This is a genomic window from Bacillus sp. MD-5 (assembly GCF_002201875.1).
Taxonomy (GTDB): domain Bacteria; phylum Bacillota; class Bacilli; order Bacillales; family Bacillaceae; genus Bacillus; species Bacillus stercoris.
The window spans coordinates 3334575-3356543 of record NZ_CP021911.1 but is presented as its reverse complement, the minus strand read 5'-3'; the positions used below and the strand labels follow the sequence as shown (position 1 = coordinate 3356543).

22 protein-coding genes and 1 pseudogene are annotated in these 21969 nt (G+C 42.9%); 21 read left to right on the top strand and 2 right to left on the bottom strand.

Annotated elements, in window-relative coordinates:
- Positions 1-17 precede the first annotated feature (17 nt).
- From CDO84_RS17005 to hprF, 3 genes are read left to right on the top strand one after another with little or no spacing between them, the layout of a single operon-like run.
- The gene (locus CDO84_RS17005) at positions 18-956 is read left to right on the top strand and encodes a nucleoside recognition domain-containing protein (protein WP_014665517.1); all 939 of its coding nucleotides are present in this window, start codon (positions 18-20) and stop codon (positions 954-956) included.
- Complete coding sequence (gene ppaX / locus CDO84_RS17000) at positions 953-1603, top strand: pyrophosphatase PpaX (protein ID WP_014665516.1); 651 nt, start codon at positions 953-955, stop codon at positions 1601-1603. Before CDO84_RS17005 ends, ppaX begins: the two co-directional genes overlap by 4 nt.
- Before the next feature lie 3 nt (positions 1604-1606).
- Positions 1607-2125 carry an acyltransferase gene (gene hprF / locus CDO84_RS16995; RefSeq protein WP_040081693.1) on the top strand — a complete coding sequence of 173 codons (519 nt, stop codon included), beginning with the start codon at positions 1607-1609 and terminating at the stop codon, positions 2123-2125.
- A gap of 19 nt (positions 2126-2144) precedes the next feature.
- On the opposite strand, the gene pelC is transcribed toward hprF, so the two are convergent.
- A complete protein-coding gene (gene pelC, locus CDO84_RS16990; RefSeq protein ID WP_040081695.1) occupies positions 2145-2810 on the bottom strand; it encodes a pectate/pectin lyase PelC in 666 nt (221 codons plus the stop codon).
- A 241-nt stretch (positions 2811-3051) separates the two neighbouring features.
- Positions 3052-3804, bottom strand: a complete 753-nt coding sequence (locus CDO84_RS16985) for a C39 family peptidase (RefSeq protein WP_040081698.1) — start codon at positions 3802-3804, stop codon at positions 3052-3054.
- A 250-nt stretch (positions 3805-4054) separates the two neighbouring features.
- Between CDO84_RS16985 and CDO84_RS16980 the strand changes: the two genes are divergently transcribed.
- The 18 genes and pseudogenes from CDO84_RS16980 (at position 4055) to CDO84_RS16900 (ending at position 21814) form a co-directional block, all read left to right on the top strand.
- Positions 4055-5230 carry an ATP phosphoribosyltransferase regulatory subunit gene (locus CDO84_RS16980; protein ID WP_040081699.1) on the top strand — a complete coding sequence of 392 codons (1176 nt, stop codon included), beginning with the start codon at positions 4055-4057 and terminating at the stop codon, positions 5228-5230.
- Positions 5223-5864: an ATP phosphoribosyltransferase gene (gene hisG / locus CDO84_RS16975; RefSeq protein WP_040081700.1), complete on the top strand. Its 642-nt coding sequence runs from the start codon at positions 5223-5225 to the stop codon at positions 5862-5864. The genes CDO84_RS16980 and hisG overlap by 8 nt, the downstream gene beginning before the upstream one ends.
- The gene (gene hisD, locus CDO84_RS16970; RefSeq protein WP_040081701.1) at positions 5861-7144 is read left to right on the top strand and encodes a histidinol dehydrogenase; all 1284 of its coding nucleotides are present in this window, start codon (positions 5861-5863) and stop codon (positions 7142-7144) included. The genes hisG and hisD overlap by 4 nt, the downstream gene beginning before the upstream one ends.
- Positions 7141-7725 carry an imidazoleglycerol-phosphate dehydratase HisB gene (gene hisB / locus CDO84_RS16965; RefSeq protein ID WP_040081703.1) on the top strand — a complete coding sequence of 195 codons (585 nt, stop codon included), beginning with the start codon at positions 7141-7143 and terminating at the stop codon, positions 7723-7725. Before hisD ends, hisB begins: the two co-directional genes overlap by 4 nt.
- Entirely contained in the window at positions 7726-8364 is a 639-nt protein-coding gene (gene hisH / locus CDO84_RS16960; RefSeq protein ID WP_040081704.1) for an imidazole glycerol phosphate synthase subunit HisH, read from the top strand.
- Positions 8361-9098: a 1-(5-phosphoribosyl)-5-[(5-phosphoribosylamino)methylideneamino]imidazole-4-carboxamide isomerase gene (hisA, locus tag CDO84_RS16955; protein ID WP_040081705.1), complete on the top strand. Its 738-nt coding sequence runs from the start codon at positions 8361-8363 to the stop codon at positions 9096-9098. The genes hisH and hisA overlap by 4 nt, the downstream gene beginning before the upstream one ends.
- Positions 9095-9853, top strand: a complete 759-nt coding sequence (gene hisF, locus CDO84_RS16950; RefSeq protein WP_040081707.1) for an imidazole glycerol phosphate synthase subunit HisF — start codon at positions 9095-9097, stop codon at positions 9851-9853. The genes hisA and hisF overlap by 4 nt, the downstream gene beginning before the upstream one ends.
- Positions 9850-10473, top strand: coding sequence for a bifunctional phosphoribosyl-AMP cyclohydrolase/phosphoribosyl-ATP diphosphatase HisIE (gene hisIE, locus CDO84_RS16945; protein ID WP_040081709.1), 624 nt, complete (start codon positions 9850-9852; stop codon positions 10471-10473). The genes hisF and hisIE overlap by 4 nt, the downstream gene beginning before the upstream one ends.
- A 263-nt stretch (positions 10474-10736) precedes the next feature.
- Positions 10737-12395: a DUF2339 domain-containing protein gene (locus tag CDO84_RS16940; protein ID WP_040081710.1), complete on the top strand. Its 1659-nt coding sequence runs from the start codon at positions 10737-10739 to the stop codon at positions 12393-12395.
- 130 nt (positions 12396-12525) lie between these two features.
- Positions 12526-13251: a hypothetical protein gene (locus tag CDO84_RS16935; RefSeq protein ID WP_040081712.1), complete on the top strand. Its 726-nt coding sequence runs from the start codon at positions 12526-12528 to the stop codon at positions 13249-13251.
- Positions 13252-13340: 89 nt separating this feature from the next.
- On the top strand, positions 13341-14072 hold the full coding sequence (locus tag CDO84_RS16930; protein ID WP_040081713.1) for a hypothetical protein: 732 nt from the start codon (positions 13341-13343) through the stop codon (positions 14070-14072).
- A pseudogene (locus CDO84_RS21940) lies at positions 14062-14142 on the top strand (hypothetical protein); the annotation flags it as partial. The gene CDO84_RS16930 and the pseudogene CDO84_RS21940, both read left to right, overlap by 11 nt.
- 63 nt (positions 14143-14205) lie before the next feature.
- Positions 14206-14901, top strand: coding sequence for a hypothetical protein (locus CDO84_RS16925; protein WP_040081715.1), 696 nt, complete (start codon positions 14206-14208; stop codon positions 14899-14901).
- A gap of 387 nt (positions 14902-15288) precedes the next feature.
- On the top strand, positions 15289-16011 hold the full coding sequence (locus tag CDO84_RS16920) for a hypothetical protein (RefSeq protein ID WP_040081716.1): 723 nt from the start codon (positions 15289-15291) through the stop codon (positions 16009-16011).
- Between the two features lie 5 nt (positions 16012-16016).
- Positions 16017-17924 (top strand): DUF6792 domain-containing protein, encoded by a 1908-nt coding sequence (locus tag CDO84_RS16915; RefSeq protein WP_040081717.1) that lies wholly within the window; start codon positions 16017-16019, stop codon positions 17922-17924.
- A gap of 14 nt (positions 17925-17938) precedes the next feature.
- The gene (locus CDO84_RS16910; protein ID WP_040081718.1) at positions 17939-18298 is read left to right on the top strand and encodes a hypothetical protein; all 360 of its coding nucleotides are present in this window, start codon (positions 17939-17941) and stop codon (positions 18296-18298) included.
- A gap of 166 nt (positions 18299-18464) precedes the next feature.
- Positions 18465-20234: a multidrug resistance ABC transporter ATP-binding protein/permease BmrA gene (bmrA, locus tag CDO84_RS16905; protein WP_040081720.1), complete on the top strand. Its 1770-nt coding sequence runs from the start codon at positions 18465-18467 to the stop codon at positions 20232-20234.
- A 125-nt stretch (positions 20235-20359) separates the two neighbouring features.
- Positions 20360-21814 carry a tetratricopeptide repeat protein gene (locus CDO84_RS16900; protein WP_040081721.1) on the top strand — a complete coding sequence of 485 codons (1455 nt, stop codon included), beginning with the start codon at positions 20360-20362 and terminating at the stop codon, positions 21812-21814.
- Positions 21815-21969 lie beyond the last annotated feature (155 nt).

The window sequence follows — 21969 nt, the reverse complement described above, 5'->3', positions numbered from 1 at the left end:
ACAAAGGGGGATGGGGGATGAAGAAGATCTTTCTGGCCGGTCTTGCGGCAGGTCTTCAAACAACATGGACACTCGGTAAAGTCATTTTCCCGGTAACACTATTGGTCACTTTGCTTCAGCATACGCCTGTCATGGATTGGCTTGTACGGCTGATCACACCGGTAATGGGTCTCTTCGGGCTTTCCGGTGAAGCGGCCATTCCGCTTGTACTGGGAAATATGCTGAATCTGTATGCGGGAATTGCCGGGATTTTGACATTGGATTTGTCTGTAAAAGAAGTCTTTATTTTAGCTGTTATGCTTTCATTCTGTCATAACTTGATTATCGAATCGACAGTTGCCGCAAAGGTTGGCATCAGAATTGGCGTTATATTGGCGGTGCGCATCGGTTTGGCCGCTGTATCAGCCATCGTCATCAATCTCATTTGGCATGGCGGACAGGAAACGGCACAGTACGGTTTTATCGCTGCGAAGAGCGTTGCGCCGGACAGCTGGCTGGCAATGCTGGCAGAAGCCTTAACGAAAGCCGGGCTTGGTGTTTTGCAGCTGGCGGCAATAGTAATCCCGCTGATGATCATCATCCAGTTTTTAAGAGATTTAGGCTGGCTGCATCGGTTCTCCAGGTGGCTCTCGCCGTTTACGCAGCTGCTTGGCATGAATAAAAATACGTCTATGACGATGGTGGCGGGACTGACGATTGGTCTGGCCTACGGAGCGGGTGTCATGATCAAAGCTGTCGAGGATGACGGCGTGAGCAAGCGGGACATGACTTTGGCATTTATATTTCTCGTTGCCTGCCATGCGGTCGTGGAAGATACACTTGTCTTTATTCCGCTCGGCATACCGGTCTGGCCTCTTCTTTTGATTCGTGTCACCACAGCAGTTCTGCTGACCATGGCTATTGCGCATACATGGAAAAAGTGGAAACCCTCAGCGGTTGGAAAGGAAGCAATATGAGTGACAAACAAGTAACGACGATTCTGTTTGATTTAGACGGAACGCTTATTAATACGAATGAACTAATTATCGCGTCCTTTTTGCATACACTGGAGCATTATTATCCGAGCAAGTATAAACGAGAAGATGTCCTTGCGTTTATCGGGCCGTCTCTTTTTGAAACGTTCTCCTCGATGGACCCTGATAAATGCGATGATATGATCGCTATGTACAGAGCATACAATCATGACATGCATGATTCACTCGTCACTGAATATGAAACGGTATATGAGACCCTGGATGCATTAAAAAAATCCGGCTTTAAACTAGGGATTGTGACAACAAAATTAAGAGATACTGTCAATATGGGCCTCAAGCTCACGGGAATCGGCGAATTCTTTGAAACGGTTGTTACCCTTGATGATGTGACAAATGCGAAGCCTGATCCCGAGCCTGTGCTGTTAGCGCTGAAACAGCTAGGAAGCAAGCCTGAGGAAGCCATTATGGTCGGTGATAATTACCATGATGTGCTGGCAGGGAAAAACGCCGGAACAAAAACCGCAGGAGTCGCATGGACGATTAAAGGGCCGGAAATGCTGGCGAAGCATGAGCCTGATTTTATGCTTGAGAAAATGAGTGATCTATTACAAATTGTTGGAGTGAAGTAATCTGTGAGAAAAACAGATCGTCATCCGGTCTCAGGAGCTAACTCACTTTGGCATGTCTATCAAACGGTCCCTTTTGTAAAGGTCGTTAAAAACTTCATTGTCATACAAATTGCGAGATATACACCGTTTATAGGGATGAAAAACTGGCTGTACCGTACATTTCTGCGGATGAAGGTTGGAAAACAGACATCCTTTGCCCTCATGGTGATGCCAGATATCATGTTTCCGGAAAAAATCTCAGTCGGAACGAATACAATCATCGGGTACAATACGACCATTTTGGCCCATGAGTATTTGATTCAGGAATACCGGATCGGCAAAGTTCTGATCGGAGACGAAGTAATGATTGGTGCCAACACGACCATTCTGCCTGGAGTGGAAATAGGGGATGGCGCAGTTGTGTCCGCCGGAACGCTTGTCCATAAGGATGTGCCTGACGGGGCATTTGTCGGCGGGAATCCGATGAGGATCATCTATACGAAGGAAGAAATGCAAGAAAGATTGAAAAAGTCCGCTGAATAAACATCAGCGGACTTTTTTGTTAAAATTGAATATTGTTGTTTTCGTAAATATGCTGAACGCCAATCCATTTTTGACCGACATGAGAGTAGCGTGTGTTTGTCATTCTGACCGTGCTTGTTTTGCTGTCCGTCCGGAATATCGCTTCCTTCATGTTTGTGATGGTGCACTTATCAATGATCACATCAACGTGGAAGGTTGAACCGCCAAGCTGTCTAATGAACTTCCCGCCATTGTCTGCCGTGAAATTTTTCACTGTGAATGTACTGGCTTTATTGATTTGGAAAATCTTATCTGACGCTTTTTGAGCAGAGCCGCCGTCGATGGTCACTTTACCTTCCTTCTTCACGGTTAACGCATCCTCACCAACATCTTCCCACTTCACATTCTGAATGTTAACGTTTCCATAAGTGTGCACGCCATCAGCAGCAGGTGCGCCGAGCACCACATTTTTCAGAGTTGCTCCATCCTCCACACGAAAAACAGGTTTTTGGTTTTCGGACTGGCTTCCGTCACCTAGTTCTTTCCCTGCCACAAACCGCTGTCCTTTCCCGTCATATGTTGTATTTTTTGGTACGATCATTGTTTCGTGAACCACTTTGTCAGCTGCAAAAGCAGTTGATGACTGAAACTGGCTGAAACCCATAACCAAACCGAACATAAATAGGATAGACACGATTTTTTTCAATGATAAAATCCTCCCCGGATATCTTTCATTTTTTGCAAGAGAAGCGTCAGCGACTTGCACCGGCTTCTCTCACATAGATCGGGGCAAGGCTGAATCTGTTTTAATCATAAAAACAGACAGCCTGAAAGTAAAGATAATTTTGGAAAGTAAATGGAAAATGAATCAATCTTACCGATTGAAACAAAAAGCATGAATATCGTCGTGTTTGCTCAGGATAGAGCAAAGTGGGGATTCAAAATGTTTATTTTTGAATAACGACGGCTTGGCTGCCCATTTGTTTCCACGCTTTTTCAAAGCTCGTCCTATCGGTTTTTCTGTTTTTATAGCCATACGGGTCATTGAGATACACATATTTCTCATCATATCCCGTAACGGCGACGCTGTGTTCGCTGTACGTAATCTCTATCGTTCCGCTTGGCGTTTTCCATGTCTGCATGTTGTCAACTGGCGCAAAGCTGGCGGTCGTAATGACCCAAACTGGATTGCCTTTTTCAAGCTGTTGATAAACAGCGGAAATACTTTTTCCAGTCAGATCTGATACTTTGTCTCCGGCATAGGTTTTCGCCAGCTGATAGATCGGTCGATGGTAGACACCGAGACCAGGGCCATTTGCCATATCCCCGACAAATCCGTTATTCGGATTACCTTTTAATCCGCTGCTGTATGTCAAAGGCACTGTGGCAATCTGGTTTGCCAGGGTGTTTTTTGTCACGTCGTATCCCGCGTAATTCAGCACCATCGCAAGGCTTGTTACTTCACAGCCGTTATAGAGCCGGGGCGCGTCCATTTGATTGTAAAGGATGACATCAAGCGGCTTTGCGCTTCCCTTCAGCTCCTTTTTGCTATTCGCACCTGTATCTGTATCGCTGTCAGAAACCGCTTTTTTAAGGCTGTTCAAAAAAGGAATATCTATATCTTTTGCATCTATTTTAAGTCCGAAAAAAATAACGCCTGAAAGAATCATCAGGACACATAGAGTTCGCAGTGTTTTCATCTTTATCTCCTTGTTCTCTATTTGATTTGTATTATAGCATGCCAAACATAAAGAATTTGAGATATTACGTACCTTTAATACATTGTTCATGATTTTTTCATAATGAGGAGAAGGATATTTGGACTAAAAAAATTCTGGCTGAAGTTAAGCATTGATTTTCATTCTTTCATCTGCTAACATATTATCATATTAGCGAACTAAAGGATTCGGAATTTTCCTTCATAAGATGACAACGGAGGTGCGCGGGTTGATGTTTATGTTTGAAAAACCGCACGGCATGAGAGATACACTGCCCGGTTTATACGAAACGAAAAAAAAGGTGAGACGATCGTTAACCGATTTGATTGATAAATGGGGATATCAATTTATGGAAACGCCGACACTGGAGTTTTACGATACCGTTGGCGTCCAATCAGCAATAGAAGAGCAGCAGCTGTTTAAGCTTCTTGATCAGGACGGCAAGACATTGGTGCTTCGACCGGATATGACGGGGCCGATTGCAAGGGTGGCAGCATCAAAGCTTTTGAAACACGATCATCCGCTCAGAGTCGGCTATGCGGCAAATGTATTCAGAGCTCAGGAGCGTGAAGGCGGACGTCCTGCAGAGTTCGAACAGATCGGAGTGGAGTTAATCGGTGACGGCACGACGAGCGCGGATGCGGAGGTTATTGCTTTAGTCGTCGGTGCATTAAAAAACACTGGGCTGGCATCCTTTAAAATTGCCATCGGCCATGCCGGTATTGCGGATGCTTTGTTTGTTGAGGTGCTCGGAAACGTTGAACGGGCTGATGTGCTGCGGAGGTTCTTATATGAAAAGAACTACGTCGGCTACAGAGAGCATGTCAAATCTCTCCCGCTTTCCTCCATTGATAAAAGCAGGCTGCTTGAGCTCCTCGAATTGCGGGGCGGCATAGAAGTATGCGGACGTGCTGAGGAAATCGTCGATTCTGCACAAGGAAAAAGCGTGGTTGATGAACTGAAGGCGCTGTGGGATATTCTTGAGGATTACGGATGTACGGAAAATGTCCGCCTGGATCTGAATATGGTCAGCCACATGAGCTATTACACAGGGATTTTATTTGAAGTGTACGCTGAGAATGTCGGTTTTGTCATTGGAAGCGGCGGCCGTTATAACAAGCTGCTGGGCCATTTTGATTCACCTGCTCCGGCAACAGGCTTTGGGCTTCGGATCGACCGGCTGATTGAAGCCCTTCATATGAAAGACGAACCTTGTGATATAGATGCTGTTATTTTCAGCAAAGAGCAGCGGGCGCAAGCCATCGCTTATGCGAATGAAGAACGGATGAAAGGGAAAAAAGTGGTTCTTCAAGATTTATCGGGAATAGAAAATATCGACCAGATGACAAAATCTTTTGCAAACGTCACTTATTTTATCGGTGCCAGAAAGGAAGAGCAAAATGGGTAAGTTACTCACAATGGCGATGCCAAAGGGCCGGATATTTGAAGAAGCGGCAGGGCTGCTGAGGCAGGCGGGCTACAAGCTCCCTGAGGAGTTTGAAGATTCAAGAAAATTGATCATCGATGTGCCGGAGGAAAATCTCCGTTTCATATTAGCGAAGCCGATGGACGTAACCACGTATGTGGAGCATGGCGTGGCAGACGTCGGAATAGCGGGCAAGGATGTCATGCTGGAGGAAGAGCGCGATGTGTACGAGGTCCTGGATTTGAATATCAGCAAATGCCACTTGGCAGTCGCCGGACTTCCGAATACAGACTCGAGCGGCGTAGCGCCACGAATCGCGACAAAGTATCCGAATGTGGCCTCCAGTTATTTCAGAGAGCAGGGAGAACAAGTCGAGATCATTAAGCTCAACGGTTCAATTGAGCTGGCCCCCCTCATTGGACTTGCAGATCGGATAGTGGACATTGTTTCCACAGGACAGACGCTGAAGGAAAATGGGCTTGTAGAAATGGAGCACATTTGTGACATTACCTCCCGCTTTATTGTCAACCCGGTAAGCTATCGAATGAAAGACGATGTGATTGACGAAATGGCATCCCGCCTATCTCTTGTTGTGGAAGGAGAAACCGCAAAATGAAGATCAAAACCATCAGCGGAGCGGAGCGGCTTTCTCTCAAGCGTTCCATCGATGCCGGAACGGAAGAGCAAAGAAAGGCGGTCCGGTCCATTATTGAAGATGTGAAGGCAAACGGTGATCAGGCGGTACGCAGCTATACAGCGAAATTTGACGGCATCGACATAAACAGCCCGCTCGTCACAAAAGAGGAAATTGAGGAGGCATACACCTCGCTGGATTCACATCTTCTTCAAGTGATTAGGCAGGCAATCGAAAATATTAGGGAATATCACGAAAGACAGCTGCAATCCTCCTGGTTTTATCACAGAAAGGACGGCACAATGCTGGGACAGAAGGTGACGGCGCTTGATTCCGCCGGTGTATATGTGCCAGGGGGAACGGCCGCATACCCTTCATCTGTTTTGATGAATGTGATTCCGGCGCTCGTAGCGGGCGTTGAAAGAATCGTTCTCGTCACGCCTCCGGGAAAAGACGGTCGGCTGTCTCCGGGGGTTTTGGTTGCTGCTGCTGAGCTTGGCATAAAAGACATTTACAAAATGGGCGGGGCTCAGGCAATCGCGGCGTTAGCATACGGAACAGAAACCATTGAGCCAGTGGATAAAATCACGGGTCCCGGCAACATTTATGTCGCGCTTGCCAAACGGGAGGTGTTCGGTGATGTCGATATCGATATGATTGCTGGACCTAGTGAAATCGTCGTGCTGGCTGATGAAACAGCGATACCGCATGAAATTACGGCCGACCTGCTTTCGCAGGCGGAACACGATAAGCTCAGCTCATGTGTGTTTGTCACAGATTCCATGGCACTGGCCGAGGCGGTTTCAGCCGAGGTGAATGAGCAGCTGAAAACCTTGCCGCGACGAGAAATAGCGGAAGCTTCGGTGAGTGATTACGGTTGTATTTATGTGGCAGACACAATGGATGAAGCGATTGATACCGTCAATACGCTCGCGCCAGAGCATTTAGAAATCCTCACACAGTCTCCGGAAGCTTTGCTTGGCAGTATCAAACATGCGGGTGCGATTTTCTTAGGCAGATACAGCCCTGAGCCTGTCGGTGATTATTTCGCCGGGCCAAACCATGTGCTCCCGACAAACGGAACAGCCAGATTTTCAAGTCCTTTAAACGTAACGGATTTTCAAAAGAAATCGAGCATTATTTCTTACAGCCAATCAGCCTTTGAAGAGCATGCCGAAAGCATCGCGGCTTTTGCCAGACTGGAAGGGTTAGAAGCCCATGCCAGATCAATTGAAGCGAGAGAACGGAGGAATTCTAAATGAGAAAAGCGGAACGCGCCAGAAAAACAAACGAAACAGATATTGAGCTGGCATTCGCAATAGACGGCGAGGGACAAGCGGATATCAAAACAGACGTGCCGTTTATGACACACATGCTGGATTTATTCACGAAACACGGCCAATTCGATCTTTCCATAAACGCAAAAGGCGATGTTGATATAGATGATCACCACACGACTGAAGATATCGGCATCTGCTTAGGACAGGCGCTGCTTGAAGCGTTGGGTGATAAAAAAGGAATCAAACGCTATGGCTCGGCGTTTGTGCCGATGGATGAGGCACTTGCTCAAGTTGTGATTGATTTAAGCAACCGGCCGCACTTGGAAATGCGCGCTGACTTCCCGGCGGCGAAAGTCGGAACTTTCGATACGGAGCTTGTACATGAATTTTTGTGGAAGCTGGCGCTTGAAGCCCGGATGAACCTGCACGTCATCGTTCATTACGGCACAAACACACACCACATGATTGAAGCTGTTTTTAAAGCGCTGGGGCGCGCGCTTGATGAAGCGACAATGATCGATCCGCGTGTTAAAGGAATACCGTCAACGAAAGGGATGCTGTAAATGATCGGCGTAATAGATTACGGAATGGGCAATTTATACAGTGTCTCAAAGGCGCTTGAGCGTGTCGGCGTACCGTACTTTGTTTCTGAAAACCTCGAGGCGCTGAAAGAAGCCGATGCCTTCATTTTGCCGGGAGTCGGTTCATTTGGAGACGCGATGGACAATTTGCGCCACACGAAGCTCGATCAATTGATTCACGATATGGTCTCAGAGGGAAGGCTGCTTCTCGGGATCTGCCTTGGCATGCAGCTTTTATTTGAAGAAAGTGAAGAAAACGGCACCGCTTCAGGGCTCGGGCTGCTAAAAGGAAAAGCAGTCAGGCTGAAAGCAGAAGATGAAAAAGGAAACAAGCTGAAGGTTCCGCATATGGGTTGGAATCGCCTTTCCTTTCATAACGAATCTCCGCTGCTGTCTGAAACAGAACAAGGCTACGCTTACTTCGTTCATTCTTATTACATTGACGGGATGGAGGGGGATGCGCTTCTGGCAAGCGCCGATTATGGTGTGCGAGTGCCTGCAGTAGTCGGAAAAGGGAACATCTTCGGCGCCCAATTTCACCCGGAAAAAAGCAGCACGGTCGGAATGTCCATCTTAACCCAATTCACGAAAATGGCAGCAGAACAGAAGGTGAAAAAATGAGTGCTTTTACATTATATCCGGCAATTGATATGAGAAACGGCAAATGTGTCCGCCTTGTTCAAGGGGATTATAATAAGGAAACGATATATGGCGATTCACCGTACGACATGGCTGCGTTATTTGCGAGAGAGGGTGCCGAATGGATCCATCTCGTTGATCTCGACGGGGCCAAAGAAGGGAAAAGAGTGAATGACCGCCATGTGATTGAGATTGCGCAAAAGCTGAATCTGAAAGTTGAAATCGGCGGCGGGATCCGTTCTGAAAATGACGTCTATGAATATTTATCAGCAGGAGTCGATCGGGTGATCCTGGGAAGTTCAGCAGTTTCTAATCCTCCGTTTGTCAAAAAAATGCTGAAACAATATGGTGAGAAGATTGCCATCGGACTGGATGCTAGAAACGGTTTTGTTTCAACAGAGGGATGGCTGGAAACATCAACCCTTAAGGCAGCTGAACTGGGCAAAGAGCTGGCCAATGAAGGTGCGGAAGTCTTTATTTTTACTGACATCGCAACAGACGGAATGCTGTCAGGCCCAAATGTTCAAAGCACGGTCGAGCTTGCTAAGGAAACGGGGAAATCGGTGATCGCGTCCGGCGGAGTCAGCTCTGTCGCGGATCTCGAAGCCCTCGCCCGCTATCAGGCGGATGGCGTCTCTGGAGCGATCATCGGAAAAGCGCTGTACATCAATCAGTTTACGCTGAGCGAGGCGCTTGAAAGGGTGAAGCGCAAATGATCACAAAACGAATTATTCCATGTCTTGATGTCAAAGAAGGGCGCGTTGTCAAAGGAATTCAATTTCTCGAATTGAAGGATGCCGGTGATCCGGTTGAACTTGCCGAAGTGTACGACCGAGAAGGTGCGGATGAACTGGTCTTTCTTGATATCTCCGCCTCGCATGAAGGACGAAAAACGATGGTTGACGTCGTGGAGCATGTTGCCGCGAAGCTTGCGATTCCGTTTACAGTCGGCGGCGGCATCAATCAGCTCAGTGATATGAAAACGATTCTGCGAGCAGGAGCGGACAAAGTGTCGGTTAATACGGCAGCCGTTCTCCGCCCTGAGCTGATTGCAGAAGGAGCCGAGTTTTTCGGTTCTCAATGCATCGTTCTTGCCATTGATGCCAAGTATGACAAAGAGTCTGACACATATAAGGTCTACACGCACGGCGGCAGAAAGAAAACAGATTGGGAGGTCACCGAGTGGGCAAAAGAAGGCGTCAAACGCGGGGCAGGAGAAATATTGCTGACAAGCATGGACTCTGACGGTGAGAAAAAAGGGTTTGACCACAGGCTGACAAAGCTTGTTTCTGAAGCTGTCCCCGTCCCTGTTATCGCCTCGGGAGGCGCGGGAAACGCGCAGCATATGCTTGAGGCTTTTACAAAAGGGGAAGCCGACGCTGCGCTGGCCGCCTCAATTTTTCATTATAAAGAAACATCAATTAAAGAAGTGAAATCATACTTGAAAGAGTACGGGGTGAATGTGAGATGAAACAGGCAGATGAACTGTGTTTTAATGAGGACGGATTAATTCCTGCCATCGTGCAGGATGCGGCAAGCAAAGAAGTGCTGACACTTGCCTATATGAACAAGGAATCGTACGAAAAAACGCTGGAAACGAAGGAAACATGGTTTTACAGCCGCTCACGCCAAGCGCTATGGCATAAAGGAGATACCTCAGGGAACACGCAAGCCGTCAAAGGTATCCGGTATGACTGCGACCAGGACGCGTTGCTCGTACTCGTAGAACCGTCAGGCCCGGCATGCCACACTGGCAGCTACAGCTGTTTTACAAAGGAACAAACAGAAGAACAGGCCGCGGGCCGATTCGGCATCATGAACGAACTGGAGCGCGTAATCGCCGAACGCCAAGCGGAAATGCCTGAAGGAGCTTACACCACGTACCTCTTCCGTGAAGGCGTCGATAAGATTTTGAAAAAAGTTGGAGAAGAAGCATCCGAAGTCATCATCGCCGCGAAAAACCGGGATCATGAGGAACTCAAATGGGAAGCGGCAGACCTGCTGTATCACCTGCTTGTCCTGCTCAGAGAACAAGCCTTGCCGCTGGATGATGTGCTTGATGTATTGAAAAAACGCCATTCTGAAAAATAAAAGGATTGGAGCTGCTCATATGTCAGCTCCTTTTTTATGTATTTGTGGCAGCTGAACCATTTGTCTTGTCCTAATAGAAGAAATGAAAAAACCAATCGAATTTCCTATTTAACGAAAATTTCCCATGATGTAACATGACTAAGAATGAAAATCCCAAATGGATATCAGGTCTTTAGGATTATTTTATACAAACCGGTCAGGATAGTGAGGAAAAGACATAGTATGAAAAAGCGGCTGCTAATTATTCGAAAAATGAGGAGAGAATGGTGAACGAAAAAATTGATGAACTGAACAAAAAAGTTGGACGTTTGGAACAAGAACTGGAAAGTGTCAAAAGGGAGATCGCATATCTCGCTGCTGGCAAGAAAGAACAAGCAGTAGTCAAAACGGAAGAGCATCCAAAAATCAACAAGGAAACCGAAGTTCCACAAAAGACGCCGGCTCCGCGAAAAGAGAACCGCACTTTAGAAAACATGGCGGGAAATTGGCTTCCGAAGATCTTTATTTTTGTTTTTCTTCTTGGTATGATTTGGGCATTTGTGGCAGCTGCAGAAAAAGGCTGGATCAACGCATATATGAGGGTAGGGGCGGGACTTATTGTCTCTATTGTGCTATATGTTCTCGGTAGCAGGTCACATAAGAAAAATGCCAGTGTATTGGGCAGTTCATTATTGGCGGGCAGTAATATTGTCTATATTGTTTCTTTGTTTGCGGGTAACATGCTGTACCAGATTATACCGACGCCGCTTACGATGATCCTTCTTGCTGCAGGCGTTGCGGGTGGTGTGTACATATCAAGAAAATACCGATCACAAACACTGATTGCGATTATCGTCGCAGGTGTTTACTTGTATCCTTTTTTATTTGGCGGGAAACAAGGAAATGAATACATCTTTTATGTATATGAGTCATTGGTTTTCGCAGGCTTAATATATGAGACAGTTAAACAAAAGTACAGTGTAGCATGGAATATAGCAAACTATGCTTTCATATTAGCGATTTTTGCTTTCTTATCATTTACAGATGCGCAGGTGACGGGTTGGACACTTGCTGTATTTATCCTACAGCAGGCGATTACGATCCTATCAGCCTTACGATCGAACAGCCAATTTAAAAAAGCTGTCTATCTCACAGCTGTTACAATCGGAGCTTTTGTCGTTTTCATTACAGGGGTTGTCCTGTACATGAAAAACGATACAGCCTTATACGCTTTTTATACTGCTGCATTTGTGTTTTACCTGTTGTTAAGCTTATGGAAAAGTAAAGAATTTGCCGAAATCAAACTTACGTTTTTTCTCATTTCTATGATTTATTTTAATGTATTGGCAGCGGATGGATTAGCTGAAAATGTGAGCTTGCTGTACATCATATTCACCTTACAAGGAATCATGATGTGTTACGTGTCATACCGCAAAAAAAGCTGGTTGATCGGCATTGCCGGAGTGATTGTATTATTACAGGCAGCCTGCGGCCTCATACAATACCCGGCACGTTCATTACACGTTCTCAGCATTGTCTCTTGGCTGCTGCTGATCTGCTCACTATTTGGCGGCTATCTGTATTCGAAGAAAATACATTATAAACAAATCACAATCGTTGTTTCGTCCGCTGTTTCATTGCTGCTGCTTGTATTCTTCAGCAAATTATCCATATGGATGTCGGATAGGATTGACGGCGTATCAGTAAACGTCGGAGTATCCCTGTCTTGGTTTATATTTGTCATTGTGATGTATGCTGTTTATTACGCAACCAAAGACAAGACATGGAACCGAATTGGGCTGATCTTTTTATTCATTACACTTGCCAAAATAATTTTAATAGATTCTGCTTCGATTGATATTGTTTGGAGAGCGGTCTTATTCATCTTGTTAGGGGTCATTGGCCTGTTTATATCCAGAGTATTTTATTCGAAAAAAGAGTAACAATCATGTCTGGTCAAGACTGCCGATAGAACGCGGCGGTCTTTTTTCAGTATGATTCTATATTGTAATACGGCTAGAACTAAATAATCATGTTGTAACAATCTATCAGTTAAACCCGTGGAGGTTCGTCATGAAAAAAATCATCTTGTTTTGCTTCTGCTTATTACTTACTCTGACAGGCGGATGCAGTATGAACAACAATGAAAAAAACAATACAAAAGAAAATAACACAGAAGCTCTAAAACCAAAAGACATGGATCCAAAAGACCTGCCGCAAGTTCCGGCATTTCAGGACGAGAAGACGAGAGAGTATATGGTGTCAACGAAGGAAGAGGAGCCGGGGTATTATTTGCTGGAGTCTAGACTGAAAGGGTTTAGGATGTTGTTTCCGGAGGATGGGAAGTATTCAAGCTATTTGTCTAGCCGTGATGAAAATGAAGAAATTATCGCATTTGATAGTTATGATAAAACAAAAAATAAAATGTTAAATGCACAAATAGAGTATTGCCAAGGAACATCTTTTATTAATAATCCTGAGACAATGTTAGGGCAAGTTAGGAGTGAAAATGGTTATAATGGCAATTTTGAAAAGCTAGAGAACGCAGATAAAGATATTTATATTGCTTATAAGAAAAATCATTTTCAAAATGATAAAAACAAATACAACTTTTCATACAGATATTTCGGTTATATTAACTCACCCGAGAAAAAACAAGCAGGTATCGTATTTTCGTTTATGTTTAGATGTCCAAATAATAGAAAGTCTTGTACGTTAGATAAAGATCATTTAGGAGACCAGGTTAAAAAACACGTAAAATCAATCATCTTTTTACAACAAACAGGAGAAATAAAATGAATACAAAAATATGAAAGCTAAAAATCACTTTGTAATTAAGGTCATAAAATGATTTAGGCAAATTAGCCGAAAACCCGTGGAGGTTCGTCATGAAAAAAATGATCTTGCTTTGCTTCAGCTTATTACTTGCTCTGACAGTCGGATGCAGTATGAACAACAATGAAAAAAACAACACAAAAGACAATAACACAGAAGCCTTAAAACCAAAAGACATGGATCCAAAAGACCTGCCGCAAGTTCCGGCATTTCAGGATGAGAAAACGAGAGAGTACATGGTGTCAACGAAAGAAGAGCAGTCGGGGTATTATTTGCTTGAATCTAAACTGAAAGGGTTTAGGTTGTTGTTTCCGGAGGATGGCGAGTATCTTCCTAATTATTCCACATCAAATGGAAAGAATAGCGAATCGATAGGATTTCAAAGCTATAATGAAAAATCAAATATACTCTTAGATGCACAAATTAGCTACTATAACAAATCTTCTTTTATTAATAATCCAGAGACAATGTTGCGCCAAATTAGTAATGAGAATGGTTACAAAGGTGAATTTAAGAAAGAAAAAACTGACGGGAAAATAGTATATACTGCATCAAAAAAAAGCACTTTTAAAAACAGTGATCGTAAATACAATTATTCCTTTCGTTATTTTGGATATATAAAATCTAGTGATGAAGAGTACTTGGGAATAGTATATTCTTTTATAGTTCGTTGTAAAAAGGTTGATCAACCCTGTGCTTTGAATGGAGATCAAGCAAGAGAAAGAACTGATACTCTCATTCATTCTATTACCTTTTATAAGAAGGGAAGTAGAGATAGACAATAAGAATGTTTTCGGGAATGAAAATATAAAGCTCCGTATAATTAACCTAGAGTATGACTATAAAGAAAAGTTTACACAGAATCACTTTTCAATCGGGTCAGTAATATTGATTAGTTAAACCTATTGGAGGTTTGTCGTGAAAAAGACCATCTTGATCAGCATTAGCTTATTACTTGTCCTGACAGGCGGATGCAGTATGAACAACAATGAAAAAAACAACACAAAAGACAATAACACAGAAGCTCTAAAACCAAAAGACATGGATCCAAAAGACCTGCCGCAAGTTCCGGCGTTTCAAGATGAGAAGACGAGAGAGTACATGGTGTCAACGAAAGAAGAGGAGCCAGGGTATTATTTGCTTGAGTCTAAACTGAAAGGGTTTAGGATGTTGTTTCCGGAGGATGCGGAGTATTCCGACTCTGAAACTTCAAATACAAACGAGTCACTATTTTTTGATAGCTTTAATAAAAAAACGAATATAGTAATGAATGCTTCAGTAAAATTCTATCAAAATGAATCGTTTATAAACGAACCGGAGAATATGTTGGATATTATTAGCGGTAAAAATGAATACAAAGGTGATTTTGAGAAATTAGAAACGAAGGATAAAGATATTTACTTTGCCTCAAAACAAGAAAACTTTGACAAAGAAGAGAAACCATCTTATATCTTCCTTGGTTATATAAAATTGAAAAAACAAGATTATTTAGGGATGGAATATTCTTTTATGTTTAGCTGCTCCTCCAATGCAAATACATGTAAACAAAACCCGAAAGACGATGAAGAAAAGGTCAAAAAAATAATAAACTCTACTACCTTTGGCGATATGTAAAGGAAAATACGAAGAAAGAGAGATATCTGCTCAAAAGAAAAAGGCTTTTGATGATGTAGAGGGAAAGAATAGTTTTTCTTATAGAGAATTATCGGGAAATAGAGTATTCGTTTCGATTTTCCTACTATAAAGATGAAGAGGTTAAGGTAAAAGCCGTATGATAAACGACATTATGAAAAAAGAAATAGGTATTTTGATGTGTTTGTGATGTTTTGCTTGATTTGTTAATGAAAAGAGAACGAAACAGAGTCAGATTTCCTATTTATCCAAATTCAGCCATGATGTAACATGAAAGAGGATAAAATAATCATTTCTTAACCAGGTCAATAGAATTATTTTCGGGACGAAAATAGAATTCTATTCTCACAAAACCCGTGGAGGTTCGTAATGAAAAAGATCATATGTATTTGCTTCAGCTTATTACTTGCCCTGACAGGAGGATGCAGTATGCATGACAACGATAAAAACACCAAAAATGACAATAAAACAGAAGCCGTAAAACCAAAAGACATGGATCCAAAAGACCTGCCGCAAGTTCCGGCGTTTCAGGACGAGAAAACGAGAGAGTACATGGTGTCAACGAAAGAAGAAGAGCCGGGGTATTATTTGCTTGAATCTAAGCTGAAAGGGTTTAGGATGTTGTTTCCCGAGGATGGGGAGTACGTACCTGATCTTTCAAGTAAAGGTGAAAATGAGGAAACAATAGTATTTGATAGTTTCAATAAAAAAACTAACATTCAATATGACGGGCAATTAGATTATCATCAAGAAAAAAGTTTTGCGAATGACAAGGATACAATGCTTGACATTGTAAGCGGAAGAAATAGCTATAAAGGAAAATACGAAGAAAGAGAGCTATCTGATAAAATTGTATATTCTGCTCAAAAGAAAAGCAGTTTTGATGATGTGGATGAAAAGAATAATTTTTCTTATAGATTTTTTGGTTATGTTAAATCTAAAAAAGAGGATTATTTAGGAATAGAGTATTCTTTTCGATTTTCTTGCTATAAGGACGAAGAGGTTTGTTCATTAAAGAAAGAAGAAGCAGAAAAAAAAGTGCGAAAAATAATAGATTCTATTACCTTTTTAAAAGTTAAAAAGGAGAAATAGAGAAAATGGAAAATAAGAATATATTTGAAAATGAAAATGTAAAGCTGCGTTTAATTGACTTGGAGTACGATTATAAAGAAAGATTTGCTTCTGATATTGAAAGTGAAATAAAGAGAGCTAAAACAGATTTTGAAGTCGAGGTGCGTCGAATATACAAAGAAGAAACACATCGAGACCTTCCAAAAAGTGTGGAAATTTACACATCTAATGAACTTATTAAAAAAAATTCGAAAATAGATACATCAATAAGAGAGTCCGGTTATGATGGAACAGCTATTTATATTAAGGATGATAAACAACACGTTAATCAACTTCATATTATTTCAGAGGGTAGTGCTGATAACGAAGACTGGTCATACAATTTCTTTGGTCTCTTTTTAGGGATAGATGACAGCCAGTACCAAGCGACAAAAGAGTTTGTAAGAAATGCCAAAAGAGAAACAGAGAATTCTAATGATTTAAAGACCTTTGCTATGGGACACTCACTGGCAAATAATAATCAGGTGATGGTTCAATTAATTGACGGAGAATTTGATGAGGTTTATGGGGTTAACGGAGCTCAAATAAGCGTTGACCACCTACTAGCAACTGATTTGAATTTGAGAGATAGGTTAATGCATAAATTTCATATTAGACGCTTAAAAGATATTAATGATATCACACCAGAAAAGTTAAAAAAAGAAATCCAAAAATATTATGAAGACAAAGGCGTAACAGCAAACATCACCCAACGCATCTCAAAAGATGACCCGCTGTATGGAGTCAGCGGCAAGGCCGATTTCATTACATTCGGTGATGTGAAGATGGCAGATACTAATACAAGTGTAAAAGGCATCCGAAACATTATGGATGGGATTCCTGACGAAGATGTGAGGTCAATTCAAAAATACCTTCAAAAATATAAGGATGACTATGAAAAAGACGGCTTAAACGGTTTTATAAAGGCAGCCAGTGGGATAGACATAGACCTAATAGAAAGAGTGAAAAACACAGACGGTGCTTTAAAGAAAGTAAGTGTCCTATATGAGCATTTTGATGATGTAAAGCAAATGTATGGCCGAATAAAAGAGGAACTGCCGTCGTTTTTAGGTTTTCTTCATACCTTGTTGAGAAACAGCGGACCGGTCGTAGATCAGTTAGCTGAAAATGGGTATATTGATGAAACTCAAAAGAAAGTCATCAAAAAAGAATTAACGAATATTAACGCGTGTATGCGAGGCATAGAATCACGCTACGAACATTTCATTGACCATCTAAAGCATGGCCAATTTATGCAAGCTTTAAAAGACGTTGGTGAAATAGTGGACTATGTTAAATCAATTTTGTCCTCGGTGAAAACACTCGACACAGAAACAAAAGATGCACTAAAACTCATCGTCGACGGCCACAGCATCGTTCAAATGCTCAACGCCTTGTCGAAGGAAAAAGGCTTCAGCTATAAAGGCTCAGATATTTATTTTACAGGCAAGAGCGGCTCGGGAGAAACGATTCAAGTCAATCTCTCATCCGCTGTCAGAATCTATCAAAACGGTATGAAAATCGTTGAAGATATGGAAGATGCGATTTCTCAGTACCAGAAGGTTTACAGTCAGGAAATAGATGAAGACTTCATAGACAAAAAACAGGCGATCACCACGGCGATTCATCATATGGAAGAAAACCCTTCGCATTATGCCTTCGACCTTCAATTCCGGCTTGCAGCTGGTTTCAGCCACACATTCGATAAATTGGAAAAAATCTCAGTTCATGAATCATTCCACACAGGTGCGCTTCCTGCTAATGATGGAATTGTTGCTGAATTAAAAAAACAGACAACAGAAAAAAGAGATTTTATCAAAAATATCCGCGAGAGTATTGAAAAGCTGTTTGAAAAAGAAGAAATGATTTCTCAGTTATTTGATTTTCAGCCTTAGGAGGAATTTGAAGAGTGACTTCCTTATTTTCAGAAAGTGAAACAGAAATTGTATCAACCACCTATATGTTTCTGACCAAAGATGAAATGAAGGGGAAAGCGGGCGCCCTCAATCAACCGATCAACGACTTTCTCAGCCTGACAAAGAAATTTGAGGCTTCATTAAAAGAGGAAATCAAGGGGCAAAAAGGGTTGATTGTAAAAAAAATAAAAGAAGAACTTGAGTCGAAAAGCGAAAAACGAAAAGCTGCCCTTCAGATGATAAAAGAAGAACATACCGCAAAAGTTGATCGGTACAAAATGATAATTGAAGACCTGCGGCAGCAGGATGTAACATTGACTTACAGAAAAAAGAAGCCAGTGAAAGATGTCTAACATAAAAAATCTCCTATTCAAACAATGAGTGGGAGATCTTTTATTTTCACCACGGCAAAAATATACTGAAAAAGTCTCTCGCCATTGATATGATTGAGAAAGAGTAAAAATCATCCTTTTGCTATGACTTTTCACCTTTCTGAACGCTGAAACAGGAGGAAAATATATGCCAACCCAGAAACAAAAATCTAAAAGTAAATTGAAACCCTTTTTTGCCTTAGTAAGACGGACCAATCCTTCTTATGGAAAGCTCGCCTTTGCGCTTGCCCTCAGTGTAGTAACCACGCTGGTCAGCCTGCTCATTCCATTATTAACGAAGCAGCTTGTCGATGGTTTTTCTATGTCAAATCTGTCAGGCACGCAAATCGGTTTGATCGCGCTGGTGTTTTTCGTTCAGGCGGGTTTAAGCGCTTATGCCACCTATGCGCTTAACTATAATGGACAAAAAATCATTTCCGGGCTGCGGGATTTATTATGGAAGAAATTAATTAAGCTGCCTGTCTCTTATTTCGATACAAATGCTTCCGGAGAAACAGTCAGCCGTGTAACGAACGATACGATGGTTGTCAAAGAATTGATTACAACCCATATCAGCGGATTTATTACAGGCATCATTTCTGTCATTGGATCATTGACAATCTTGTTTATTATGAACTGGAAGCTGACACTGCTTGTGTTAGTGGTCGTTCCGCTGGCCGCTCTTATCTTGGTGCCGATTGGACGGAAAATGTTCTCCATTTCACGGGAAACACAAGATGAAACGGCTCGTTTTACAGGCCTGCTGAATCAAATTCTCCCGGAAATTAGACTTGTTAAAGCTTCAAATGCGGAGGATGTCGAATATGGGCGCGGGAAAATGGGGATTTCCTCATTATTTAAGCTTGGCGTTCGTGAAGCTAAGGTTCAATCACTTGTCGGCCCACTTATCTCACTCGTGTTAATGGCAGCCCTTGTCGCAGTCATCGGATATGGCGGCATGCAGGTATCTTCAGGCGAGCTCACGGCCGGAGCGCTCGTGGCTTTTATTTTATATTTGTTCCAAATTATTATGCCGATGGGCCAAATTACAACATTCTTTACACAGCTGCAAAAATCAATCGGTGCAACAGAACGAATGATTGAGATCTTGGCAGAGGAAGAGGAAGATACAGTGACGGGAAAACAAATCGAAAATGCGCATCTGCCTATCCAGCTTGATCGCGTGTCTTTTGGATATAAGCCCGATCAGCTGATCTTAAAAGAGATCAGCGCCGTCATTGAAGCAGGGAAAGTGACAGCGATCGTCGGCCCGAGCGGCGGGGGAAAAACGACGCTGTTTAAGCTGCTTGAACGCTTTTATTCTCCGACTGCAGGGGCTATTCGGCTGGGGGACGAGCCGATTGACACTTATTCGCTTGAATCGTGGCGGGAGCACATCGGATATGTATCACAGGAAAGCCCTTTAATGTCGGGGACTATCAGAGAAAATATTTGCTACGGATTAGAACGAGATGTAACAGATGCTGAGATCGAAAAAGCCGCGGAAATGGCATATGCGCTCAATTTTATAATGGAGCTGCCGGATCAGCTTGATACAGAAGTGGGCGAACGAGGCATCATGCTGTCAGGCGGACAAAGGCAAAGAATCGCGATTGCGAGAGCGCTTCTCCGTAACCCAAGCATTCTTATGCTTGATGAAGCCACTTCAAGCCTTGACAGCCAATCTGAAAAGTCAGTTCAGCAGGCGCTTGAGGTGCTGATGGAGGGCCGCACAACAATTGTTATCGCTCACCGCCTATCTACCGTTGTAGACGCGGACCAGCTTTTGTTTGTTGAAAAAGGGGAAATTACCGGTCGTGGCACACACCATGAATTAATGGCTTCCCATGATCTTTATAGGGATTTTGCTGAACAGCAGCTGAAAATGAACGCGGATTTAGAAAACAAAGCCGGGTAAATTTTGGTCGAATCAGCCAATAAAAAAGAGGAGGGAATTTCCCAATCCTTCCTTTTGAACTATTGAGGGGCTTACGATTTATGGTATACTACTGACGGTAATATTGTATAAAACGGAGGGTAGTTGTGGGAAAACACACTTCTGAACATAAAAATCACGCACAAATTGTCCAGCTGCTTCAAGATGGACAATATTTTTTTCATAAAGGCTTGAAAGCGTATAAAGAGCGCAATCTGAAACGGGCAAGCAAACTGATTCAGCGCGCGGTTCATTTGGAGCCGGAGGATTCAGAGATGCTTTCACAGCTTGCGGTCATTTACTCGGAAATGGGCCAGTATCAAGAGTCGAACGATCTTCTTGACTATATCATGGCTAATCTGGAGGCCGAAATGCCGGAGTGCCATTACTTTAAAGCGAACAACTTTGCCCACTTGGGGCTCTTTCAAGAAGCTTATAAAGAAGCGGCCGCATATTCTGATGCGGACCCGGACGGTGAATTCGCGGAAGAAAACGATAGTCTGCTTGATTTGCTCGATCTAGGGGACGATGGCATTGAGGATTCGTTGTATGATCAGGATGAACTGCTGATGAAACAGGATCGGGCAAAATCATTGCTGGAAAGCGGCCAGCTTGCTGAAGCGGTTGCCGCGCTTGAGGAAATCACAGCTGAATATCCGGAGCTTTGGTCAGCATACAACAATCTGGCGCTTGCCTATTTCTATTCCGGAAACGTTGTAAAAGCGAAGCAAACCGCGTATGAAGTGCTTTCTCATAATGAAGGAAATCTTCACGCTTTATGCAATCTTCTCGTTTTCTACTATTATGAAAGAGAAGATGAAAAAGTGGCGGAATTGAGTGAGCAGCTTTCTAATGTCTATCCAATGCTGTTGGAACAGCGTTATAAACTGGGTGCTACCTTGGCGCTTGTCGGCCGTTACGAGCTTGGGTATAAATGGCTCAAATCATTATATAAAACCGGCTTTGAAGGTGACGACACATTCTTTTACTGGCTCTCGTGCTCTGCTTATTTTACGGGGCATACCGACTTTGCCGAGACGATCTGGAGAAAAGTCGAGTCGCAATATCCCGGAGAAGACCGCCCTGCGCCTTGGGTTGAGCGAAGGGAAGCACTTCCTTCATCTGTAGAACAGCGTCTCGCAGCCTATTATATCAGCAGTACAAAGGGAGAAACGGAGCATCTTGAAGCGGTAATACGCTCAAAGAGAATTACCGCTCCTTTTGAAAATCACTTTGTAAAGCTGCTTTTGAATGGAGACTCTGTGGCAGCTGACGTTTCAGAGGATGCGCTGTTCGCCTATCAAACGGTCAAATTATTAGAGCAAGCTGAAAAAGAAGAGATGACAACAGAAGTCATGAGCTGCTGGGTTTTCCATGTCATCCAGCAAATCCGCGCAGCCGCTCCGTTGAAGAATGAGAAAGGCTGGGCGGCAGCGATCTGTTATATTTGGAAAGAAGCCCATGGCAAGCAAGACACGAAAAAAGACACAGCAGCCCGATTTGGCATCTCTCCGGCAACGTTGACGAAATATATGAAATATATTGATGATATTCTAGAATAGTATATTTTGAAGAGTCGATTTGTTTAATCGACTCTTTTTTTGTTTGATAGATTATATTAAGAAAATAATATCGACAGTTTTTTTACACGCTTAAGAAAAATGACAAATGATGTGTGGCTTGACATCTGTTTGAAACATAAATGTAATAAAATTTA

Excerpts from the sequence above, each read along its gene's own strand:
- CDO84_RS16935 (WP_040081712.1), top strand. The coding sequence starts at position 12,526 with ATGAAAAAAATCATCTTGTTTTGCTTCTGCTTATTACTTACTCTGACA.
- hisA (WP_040081705.1), top strand. The coding sequence starts at position 8,361 with ATGAGTGCTTTTACATTATATCCGGCAATTGATATGAGAAACGGCAAA.
- bmrA (WP_040081720.1), top strand. The coding sequence starts at position 18,465 with ATGCCAACCCAGAAACAAAAATCTAAAAGTAAATTGAAACCCTTTTTT.
- hisB (WP_040081703.1), top strand. The coding sequence starts at position 7,141 with ATGAGAAAAGCGGAACGCGCCAGAAAAACAAACGAAACAGATATTGAG.
- hisIE (WP_040081709.1), top strand. The coding sequence starts at position 9,850 with ATGAAACAGGCAGATGAACTGTGTTTTAATGAGGACGGATTAATTCCT.
- CDO84_RS17005 (WP_014665517.1), top strand. The coding sequence starts at position 18 with ATGAAGAAGATCTTTCTGGCCGGTCTTGCGGCAGGTCTTCAAACAACA.
- CDO84_RS16980 (WP_040081699.1), top strand. The coding sequence starts at position 4,055 with ATGTTTATGTTTGAAAAACCGCACGGCATGAGAGATACACTGCCCGGT.
- ppaX (WP_014665516.1), top strand. The coding sequence starts at position 953 with ATGAGTGACAAACAAGTAACGACGATTCTGTTTGATTTAGACGGAACG.
- CDO84_RS16920 (WP_040081716.1), top strand. The coding sequence starts at position 15,289 with ATGAAAAAGATCATATGTATTTGCTTCAGCTTATTACTTGCCCTGACA.
- hisF (WP_040081707.1), top strand. The coding sequence starts at position 9,095 with ATGATCACAAAACGAATTATTCCATGTCTTGATGTCAAAGAAGGGCGC.
- hisD (WP_040081701.1), top strand. The coding sequence starts at position 5,861 with ATGAAGATCAAAACCATCAGCGGAGCGGAGCGGCTTTCTCTCAAGCGT.
- hisG (WP_040081700.1), top strand. The coding sequence starts at position 5,223 with ATGGGTAAGTTACTCACAATGGCGATGCCAAAGGGCCGGATATTTGAA.
- hisH (WP_040081704.1), top strand. The coding sequence starts at position 7,726 with ATGATCGGCGTAATAGATTACGGAATGGGCAATTTATACAGTGTCTCA.
- CDO84_RS16940 (WP_040081710.1), top strand. The coding sequence starts at position 10,737 with ATGGTGAACGAAAAAATTGATGAACTGAACAAAAAAGTTGGACGTTTG.
- CDO84_RS16930 (WP_040081713.1), top strand. The coding sequence starts at position 13,341 with ATGAAAAAAATGATCTTGCTTTGCTTCAGCTTATTACTTGCTCTGACA.
- CDO84_RS16915 (WP_040081717.1), top strand. The coding sequence starts at position 16,017 with ATGGAAAATAAGAATATATTTGAAAATGAAAATGTAAAGCTGCGTTTA.
- CDO84_RS16985 (WP_040081698.1), bottom strand. The coding sequence starts at position 3,804 with ATGAAAACACTGCGAACTCTATGTGTCCTGATGATTCTTTCAGGCGTT.